The sequence below is a fragment of the Micromonospora sp. NPDC003776 genome, from assembly GCF_053605645.1.
Genome location: NZ_JBSGJR010000357.1, coordinates 1 through 7,309, shown reverse-complemented (window position 1 = coordinate 7,309; position 7,309 = coordinate 1). Strand labels below are relative to the sequence as shown.

At 73.4% G+C, this 7,309-nt stretch carries 9 protein-coding genes and 1 pseudogene; 5 read left to right on the top strand and 5 right to left on the bottom strand.

Features of this window, described 5'->3' with window-relative positions; all coding sequences use genetic code 11:
• Together ACWEVO_RS24640 and ACWEVO_RS24635 are read left to right on the top strand one after the other, a co-directional pair.
• Window positions 1-200: pseudogene (locus tag ACWEVO_RS24640) on the top strand (GNAT family N-acetyltransferase); the annotation flags it as partial.
• A gap of 32 nt (window positions 201-232) precedes the next feature.
• A complete protein-coding gene (locus tag ACWEVO_RS24635; protein WP_452309882.1) occupies window positions 233-640 on the top strand; it encodes an ATP-binding protein in 408 nt (135 codons plus the stop codon).
• Between the two features lie 41 nt (window positions 641-681).
• On the opposite strand, the gene ACWEVO_RS24630 is transcribed toward ACWEVO_RS24635, so the two are convergent.
• Window positions 682-1,116 carry a hypothetical protein gene (locus tag ACWEVO_RS24630; RefSeq protein WP_452309881.1) on the bottom strand — a complete coding sequence of 145 codons (435 nt, stop codon included), beginning with the start codon at window positions 1,114-1,116 and terminating at the stop codon, window positions 682-684.
• Between ACWEVO_RS24630 and ACWEVO_RS24625 the strand changes: the two genes are divergently transcribed.
• A complete protein-coding gene (locus tag ACWEVO_RS24625) occupies window positions 1,115-2,065 on the top strand; it encodes a diacylglycerol/lipid kinase family protein (RefSeq protein WP_452309880.1) in 951 nt (316 codons plus the stop codon). The genes ACWEVO_RS24630 and ACWEVO_RS24625 overlap by 2 nt on opposite strands.
• A gap of 447 nt (window positions 2,066-2,512) precedes the next feature.
• Window positions 2,513-2,770 carry a WhiB family transcriptional regulator gene (locus ACWEVO_RS24620; protein ID WP_073834718.1) on the top strand — a complete coding sequence of 86 codons (258 nt, stop codon included), beginning with the start codon at window positions 2,513-2,515 and terminating at the stop codon, window positions 2,768-2,770.
• 119 nt (window positions 2,771-2,889) lie between these two features.
• Here the strand turns inward: ACWEVO_RS24620 and ACWEVO_RS24615 are convergent, their stop codons facing one another.
• Genes ACWEVO_RS24615 through ACWEVO_RS24600 form a run of 4 tightly spaced genes read right to left on the bottom strand, consistent with a single transcriptional unit; the run spans window position 2,890 to window position 6,249 of the window.
• Window positions 2,890-3,648, bottom strand: coding sequence for a sirohydrochlorin chelatase (locus tag ACWEVO_RS24615; RefSeq protein WP_452309879.1), 759 nt, complete (start codon window positions 3,646-3,648; stop codon window positions 2,890-2,892).
• Complete coding sequence (locus ACWEVO_RS24610) at window positions 3,630-4,340, bottom strand: phosphoadenylyl-sulfate reductase (protein ID WP_452309883.1); 711 nt, start codon at window positions 4,338-4,340, stop codon at window positions 3,630-3,632. The genes ACWEVO_RS24615 and ACWEVO_RS24610 overlap by 19 nt, the downstream gene beginning before the upstream one ends.
• Before the next feature lie 47 nt (window positions 4,341-4,387).
• A complete protein-coding gene (locus tag ACWEVO_RS24605; protein ID WP_167604441.1) occupies window positions 4,388-4,546 on the bottom strand; it encodes a hypothetical protein in 159 nt (52 codons plus the stop codon).
• The gene (locus ACWEVO_RS24600) at window positions 4,543-6,249 is read right to left on the bottom strand and encodes a nitrite/sulfite reductase (RefSeq protein ID WP_452309878.1); all 1,707 of its coding nucleotides are present in this window, start codon (window positions 6,247-6,249) and stop codon (window positions 4,543-4,545) included. The genes ACWEVO_RS24605 and ACWEVO_RS24600 overlap by 4 nt, the downstream gene beginning before the upstream one ends.
• Before the next feature lie 440 nt (window positions 6,250-6,689).
• On the opposite strand from ACWEVO_RS24600, the gene ACWEVO_RS24595 reads away from it, so the two are divergent.
• Window positions 6,690-7,309, top strand: a 620-nt coding sequence (locus ACWEVO_RS24595; protein ID WP_452309877.1) for a glycosyltransferase family 39 protein, incomplete at its 3' end; no start/stop codon positions are given.

The window sequence follows — 7,309 nt, the reverse complement described above, 5'->3', positions numbered from 1 at the left end:
CCACCCTCGCCGCGCTCTGCGTCGAGCGCGGCTACCGGCGGCTCGACTGGTGGATGCTCAACTGGAATCCGGCGGCGCGCTTCTACGCCGCGATCGGTGCCGCGCCGATGGACGAGTGGGTGCCGTACCGGCTCACCGGGCCGGCGCTGCACGAACTCGCCGCGCAGGCGAGCGCCGCGCCCACCCAACCGCCCGCCTGACCGGGTAGAGTCCCGCACCGGGGGGATGAGGCGTGACTCAACTGACCGGCCAGCCGACCACCGACGACGACGTGGTGCACCTCACCGTGCCCGCCGACGGCGGCTACCTCGGCGTGCTCCGCACCGCCACGGCCGGCCTCGCGGCCCGGCTCCAGTTCGCCCTCGACGAGATCGAGGACCTGCGCATCGCGGTCGACGAGGCGTGCGCCATGCTGCTCGCCATCGCCACCCGCAACGCCGAGCTGGAGTGCCGGTTCGCGGTGACCGAGGATGCCCTCACCGTCGAGGTGACCGTGCCGACCGTCCGGGGCGCGACGCTGCCCGCCGAGTCGTCCTTCGCCTGGAAGGTGCTCACCGCGCTGACCACGTCGGCCGCCGCGCGGGCCGCCGACGGGCACGCCACCATCTCACTGCTCACCCGCCGCGCCTCCGGCTACTGACCTGCCGCGCCGCAGGCCAGGCCGGCGGGGCGGCGCGAGGGTCAGCGGAAGCCGAGGGCGCGGTTGGTGGGGGCGCTGACCAGCAGGCCGACCACACCGAGGCCGAGCACCATCAGCGGCAGGCCCAGCCAGCCCAGCCCGCCCTCGATCATGTACCAGCCGATCGGCAGCAGCATGAGCTCGAGCACGATGGCGGGGGCACGCCCCCCGGCCCGGCGCCGGGCCAGCGCGCCGCCGAGGGCCCAGAGCGCCGCCGCCCCGGCGACCGCGAACACCGTCACGAGCAACGCCGAGGTCAGGTCCTGGGTGGACGCGGTCAGGTCGGACCAGATCAGCCAGACCGCGACCAGGCCGAGCGCCACCGCCTCGGCGCGCAGCAGGCGTACCGCCCAGTAAAGCGTGGCGGGCAGCGGCTCGGAGTCGATCGTCACGGGCGCCACGATACCCGTGGGTAGGCGCGGTACAGTGCCGCCCATGCGGGCCGTCCTGGTGGTCAATCCGAAAGCCACCACCACCAGTGAGCGCAGTCGGGACGTGCTGGTCCGGGCGCTGCGCAGCGAAGTCGACCTGTCGGTGCGGTACACCCGTCGGCGGGGCCACGCCACGGACCTGGCCCGGGAGGCCGCCGAGGAGGGCGTCGACCTGGTGGTCTCGCTCGGCGGCGACGGCACGGTCAACGAGGTGGTGAACGGCCTGATGGCCGCCGAACCGCCGACCTTCCGCACCGGGGACACCCCGGCGGAGCGGTTGCCGGCGCTGGCCACCGTGCCGGGCGGCTCCACCAACGTCTTCGCCCGCGCGCTCGGCCTGCCCCGGGAGTGGCCGGACGGCACCAGCATGATCCTGGAAGGGCTGCGGCTGGGCCGGTCGCGCACGATCGGGCTGGGCCGGGCGGACGACCGCTACTTCACGTTCTGCGCCGGGTTCGGCATCGACGCCGCCGTCATCCGTCGGGTGGAGCAGGCCCGCAAGCGCGGCCGGGTGTCCACGCCGGCGCTCTACTTCCGCTCCACCGCGGCCCAGTACTTCGTCGGCTCGGACCGGCGGCACCCGGCCATCATGCTGGAACGGCCGGGCGAGCCGGCCGAGGCGGAGCTGGCCACGGTCATCATCCAGAACACCGCGCCGTGGACGTTCCTGGGCGAGCGGGAGATCAACCCGAACCCGGAGGCGTCGTTCGACCTCGGCTTGGACGTGCTGGCGATGCGGCAGCTCAGGGTGGCGAGCACAGCACGCACGGTGACCCAGTTCTTCTCCCGTACGCCGGACCCGCACGGCAAGCAGGCGCTCCGGCTGCACGACGTGGCCGAGTTCACCCTGCTCTCGGCCCGTCCGCAGGCGTTCCAGCTGGACGGGGACTACCTGGGCGAGCGGGAGAAAGTCAGATTCACATCCGTTCCCGCGGCACTGAGAGTAATCTGCTAGGTCTCGGGTACTGCCGTCGGTTAACGCGCGGCCCGCCGCACTCCTCGCGGTGGCGCGCCACACCGAAGGGAAGGTGCCGGAAATGTCAGCAATGTCACGCAGACTCTACTATATTGATCCTCGACTGTGGTACGCCGGGTAACCAGAGCGCTCTGAAACCCGGACAAAAGGGTGGTGAGCCCGCTCACTGTTCGGAGTTTTTCCGAGCAGCACCCTTGACATCGCCGTAGTTCGTGAAAGTATTCACAAGCGAACTTGTGTTACCGGGACATTGCCTGGATATGCTCGGCAGGTTGAGCTGTTCCAGCAGGTCCTGGGGCCCGCAGCCTGCTCACGCAGCGCCGAATTGACGGATGCTGACCGTCACCGATCGGCAATGCGGATGCATATAGGAAAAGCAACGAAGCATTATCTGGCCACCCACAAAGAATGAGGAGTGTTGCCGCCATGGACTGGCGCCACGATGCCGTCTGCCGCGACGAGGACCCGGAGCTGTTCTTCCCGATCGGGACGTCCGGTCCGGCCCTCCTGCAGGTGGAGCAGGCCAAGGCCGTCTGCCGGCGCTGCCCGGTGACCGACCAGTGCCTGCAGTGGGCGCTGGAGTCCGGTCAGGACGCCGGCGTCTGGGGCGGGATGAGCGAGGAGGAGCGCCGCGCGGTGAAGCGCCGCGGCGGTCTCCGGGTGCTGCGCGCTCACTCCGCCTGATCGCACCGCAGCTGCACGCCCCGGCCGGGTCACCCGCCGGGGCGTTCTGCTGTCCGCAACCATGACGTCCCGGTACCCGGTCGCCGCCCTTCTTGATCATCGGAGGGCGGCGACGCCCGTCACAGCGCCGCCCAGCCGGCGGTGGCGGCGTCCACCCGTCGGAGCACCAGGCCGGCGAGCTCCGGCAGATCGGTGAGGGGTTCGGCGACGGCCACCGCGCCCGCCTCCCCCGCCCTCGTCACCACGCCGTCGTGGAACAGGCCCGGCGCGAGGAAGTAGGCGGCCACCGCCACCCGGCCCGCCCCACCCGCCCGCAGCTTCGCCACGGCCACGCCGGCCGCCGGCGGCGCCGCCGAGGCGTACGACACGCGGCAGCGGACCCCCAGCTCGGTGCCCAGCGCCGCCGCGACCCGCCCCACCGAGCCCCGCGCCCGGGCGTCCCGGGTGCCGGCCGCGGCCAGCACCAGCGCGTCGTACCCGCCCGGGTGCGCCTCGGCCAGCCGGCGGCGCAGCCCCGCGAGCAGGCCCGCGTCCACCGACCCGTCGGCCGGCCCCAGCACCTCGGTGACCCGTACGTCGATCGACGCGCCCGCCTCGCGGGCGGCGGCCACGGCGGCGGGGATGTCGACCTTCCGGTGGTAGGCGGCGGTCAGCAGCAGCGGCACCAGCACCGCCCGGGGGTGACCCGCGGCGGCGAGCCGCCGCAGCACGGCGGTCGGCCCCGGCGCGGTGTGGTCCAGCCAGCTCGGCAGCACCGGCACGCCGGGACGGACGGCCGCCACCGCCCGGGCCAGCGCCCGGGTCGCGTCGGCCGCCCGCGGGTCCCGGCTGCCGTGCGCGACCAGCACCACCGGTGGGGTCAGGTGTGCAGGCCGCACTCGGTCTTCTCGAACATGGCCCACCGGCCCGCCCGCGGGTCCTCCCCCGCCTTGGTACGGCGGGTGCAGGGCCAGCAGCCGATCGAACCGTAGCCGCGGCTGAACAGCTCGTTGACCGGGATGTCGTAGCGGGCGATGTAGGCGTCCACGTCCCGCTGGGTCCAGGCGGCGATCGGGTTCACCTTGACCTTGCCGCGCCGGGCGTCGAACGCGACCACCGGGGTGTTGGCCCGGGTGGGCGACTCGTCCCGGCGCAGCCCCGCGGCCCAGGCGTCGTACCCGGCCAGCGCCCGCTCCAGCGGTTCCACCTTGCGCAGCTGGCAGCAGTCGTCCGGGGAGCGGTTGAACAGCCGGGGCCCGTACTGGCCGTCCTGCTGCCCGACCGTCATCCGGGGCCGGATCGAGCGCACGTTCACCGGCAGCCGCCGGGCCACCTCGTCGCGCACCTTGAGGGTCTCCGGGAAGTGCAGCCCGGTGTCCAGGAAGATCACGTCGACGCCGGGCGCGACCCGGGAGACCAGGTGCGCCACCACGCCGTCGGCCATCGAGCTGGTCACACAGAACCGGTCGCCGAAGATCCCGGCGGCCCACCGGGCGATCTCCAGCGCGGGGGCGCCCTCCAGCTCCCGGCCGGCCGTCTCGGCGAGGGCGCGGAGCTCCTCCGGGTCCCGCCGGGCCGGGTCGGCGGGCATCGGGCCGCCCGGCCCGACCAGGTTGAGGTTCGTGGCGGAGGCGAGGTTCACCGGGCCACCCCCCGGCTGAGCAGACCGGTGAACTTCACGCTGAACACCCGGGCGCACGCGTGGCACTCCCAGGCGCCGTGCCCGGCCTCACTCGGCCGCAGGTCCTCCTCCCCGCAGTACGGGCAGTACAGCGGCACGGATCGGGTTTCACTCATCGGAGTTCCTCCTCGTCGACCCGGACAACCCAGTTGGCGAAGGTCTCGCCCTCGGTCCGGCCGGCCAGATAGCGGCGGGCCAGTCGTTCCACGTACTCCGGAAGCTCGTCGGCGGTGGTCTTCAGGCCGCGCAGCTTGCGGCCGAACCCGGCGGTCTGCCCCTGCGCCATGCCGAGGCCGCCGCCGAGGTGCACCTGGAAGCCCTCCACCTGGCGCCCGTCCGGCCCCACCACCAGCTGGCCCTTGAGGCCGATGTCGGCGACCTGCGTCCGGGCGCAGGCGTTCGGGCAGCCGTTGAGGTGGATGGAGATGTCGGCGTCGAAGTCGCGCAGCCGCTCCTCGAGCCGGGTCACCAGCTCCTCGCCGCGCCGCTTCGTCTCGACGATGGCGAGCTTGCAGAACTCGATGCCGGTGCAGGCCATGGTGCCGCGCCGCCAGGCCGACGGCCATGCCTCCAGGCCGATCGCCCGCAGCTGCGCCACCAGCGAGTCGGTCCGCTCCGGCGCCACGTCCAGCACCAGTAGCTTCTGGTACGGAGTGAGCCGGACCCGGTCGCTGCCGTGTGCCTCGACCACGTCGGCGAGCCGGGCCAGCTGCGGGCCGGAGACCCGGCCCACCACCGGGGCGGCCCCGACGTAGTGGCGGCCGTCCCGCTGCGGGTGCACGCCGATGTGGTCGATCGGCTTGGCCGGCAGTTCGGCGGCCGGACCGTCGAGCAGCGCCCGGCCCAGGTACTCCTTCTCCAGCACCTCGCGGAACTTCGCCACACCCCAGTCCGCCATCAGGTACTTCAGGCGGGCGCGGTTACGCAGCCGCCGGTAGCCGTAGTCCCGGAAGATGCCGACCACGCCCGCCCAGACGTCCGGCACCTCGGCCAGCGGCACCCAGACGCCGAGGCGCTTGGCCAGCATCGGGTTGGTGGAGAGGCCGCCGCCGACCCAGAGGTCGAAGCCGGGGCCGTGCTCCGGGTGCTCGACGCCGAGGAAGGCGATGTCGTTCGCCTCGTACGGGGTGTCGACCAGCCAGGAGATCGAGGTCTTGAACTTGCGGGGCAGGTTGGAGAACGACTTGTCGCCGACGTACCGGCGGACGATCTCGTCGATCGCCGGCGTCGGGTCGAGCACCTCGTCCCGGGCCACCCCGGCGACCGGGCTGCCCAGCACGACCCGGGGGCAGTCGCCGCACGCCTCGGTGGTCTGCAGGCCGACCTCCTCCAGCCGGCGCCAGATCTCCGGCATGTCCTCGATCCGGATCCAGTGGAACTGGATGTTCTGCCGGTCGGTGATGTCGGCGGTGTCTCGGGCGAACTCGCGGGAGATGTCGGCGATCACCCGCAGCTGCGCCAGGTCCAGTTCGCCACCGTCCACCCGGACCCGGAGCATGAAGAACTCGTCCTCCAGCTCATGCGGCTCCAGCACGGCCGTACGCCCGCCGTCGATGCCCGCCCGGCGCTGCGTGTAGAGGCCCCACCAGCGGAACCGGCCGCGCAGGTCCTGCGGGTCGATCGAGGCGAAGCCCCGGTGCGCGTAGATGTTCTCGATCCGGGCCCGGACGTTGAGCGGATCGTCGTCCTTCTTGATCCGCTCGTTCGGGTTGAGCGGCTCACGGTGCCCGAGCGCCCACTGGCCCTCACCACGGGGCCGGCGGGGGGCCCGCGCGACGGGCGGAGCCTCCGAAAGGGTGGGGGTGCTGCTGACCGCCATCGCGGCGTCCTCCGTTGTCTGCTGTGCCTGGGAGCGCGGACGCGACGGCCGGCCCTGATAGCAAGGGCCGTGGACGGCGATGTCGGTGACGGCCGGCGCGAGAACGCGCCCGAGACGGATGGGTCGGGCGTCGTCAGTTGGCCGGACAGATCGCGCTGCGCACGCGGCCGTAATCGACGTGGCGACGAGCCACGAAGCGGCGGACGACAGCGGCGGTCATGGTTGACATGCTCCCACACCACAGGGGCCCCGGCCAACGAGCGCGGATGTGATCCCACATCACGGGCGACCCGCAGCCACATCGACAATGATCGACTCCGCTCACCGCGATCCGGCCGCCGCCGCCCGGCGAACCCGCGACTCGCGGCAACCCGGGGCGGGCGGGGTGGGAATCGGCGGACCGGCCCGGTGGGGGGTTCCGTTGTGTGACGCTGCGAGAGGTGAGCGAGCCGCCGGAATCCGCACCTTCCGCCAGCCGCCCGGCCTGGCTGGTCTGGCTGGCCCCGGCGCTGCTCACGCTGGTCGTCACCCTCGCCGGCATCGGGCACGCCCAGCCCTGGCGGGACGAGCTGGCCACCTGGAGCGCGGCCCCCCGACCGGTCCGGGACCTGGTCCGGCTGGCCGGCACCATCGACGCCGCGACCGGGCCGTACTACCTCTTCATGCACGGCTGGACCGCGCTCTTCGGCACCTCCCCGACGGCGCTGCGGCTGCCCTCCGCGCTGGCCATGGCCGCGGCCGCCGGGCTCACCGCCCGGCTCGGCGAGCGGCTGGTCGGCGCCCCGGTAGGGCTCCTCGCCGGCCTGCTCTTCGCCGTCGTCCCCGACACCTCCCGGTACGGCCAGGAGGCCCGCCCGTACGCGCTCGCCACCCTGCTCGCCGTGCTCGCGACCCTGCTGCTGGCCGACGCGCTGCGCGCGCCGACGTGGCGGCGCTGGACCGGGTACGCGGTCGTCGCCACCGCGCTGGGGCTGACCCACCTGATCGCCGTGACCCTGCTCGTCGCCCACGGGCTGGTGGTGCTGGTGGCGGCCGGGCGTGGCCCGGGGTCGGCCGGCCT

Coding starts and splice junctions, on each gene's coding strand:
- ACWEVO_RS24625 (WP_452309880.1), top strand. CDS start 1,115: ATGCGGGCCGTCCTGGTGGTCAATCCGAAAGCCACCACCACCAGTGAG.
- ACWEVO_RS24630 (WP_452309881.1), bottom strand. CDS start 1,116: ATGGGCGGCACTGTACCGCGCCTACCCACGGGTATCGTGGCGCCCGTG.
- ACWEVO_RS24620 (WP_073834718.1), top strand. CDS start 2,513: ATGGACTGGCGCCACGATGCCGTCTGCCGCGACGAGGACCCGGAGCTG.
- ACWEVO_RS24610 (WP_452309883.1), bottom strand. CDS start 4,340: ATGCCCGCCGACCCGGCCCGGCGGGACCCGGAGGAGCTCCGCGCCCTC.
- ACWEVO_RS24605 (WP_167604441.1), bottom strand. CDS start 4,546: ATGAGTGAAACCCGATCCGTGCCGCTGTACTGCCCGTACTGCGGGGAG.
- ACWEVO_RS24600 (WP_452309878.1), bottom strand. CDS start 6,249: ATGGCGGTCAGCAGCACCCCCACCCTTTCGGAGGCTCCGCCCGTCGCG.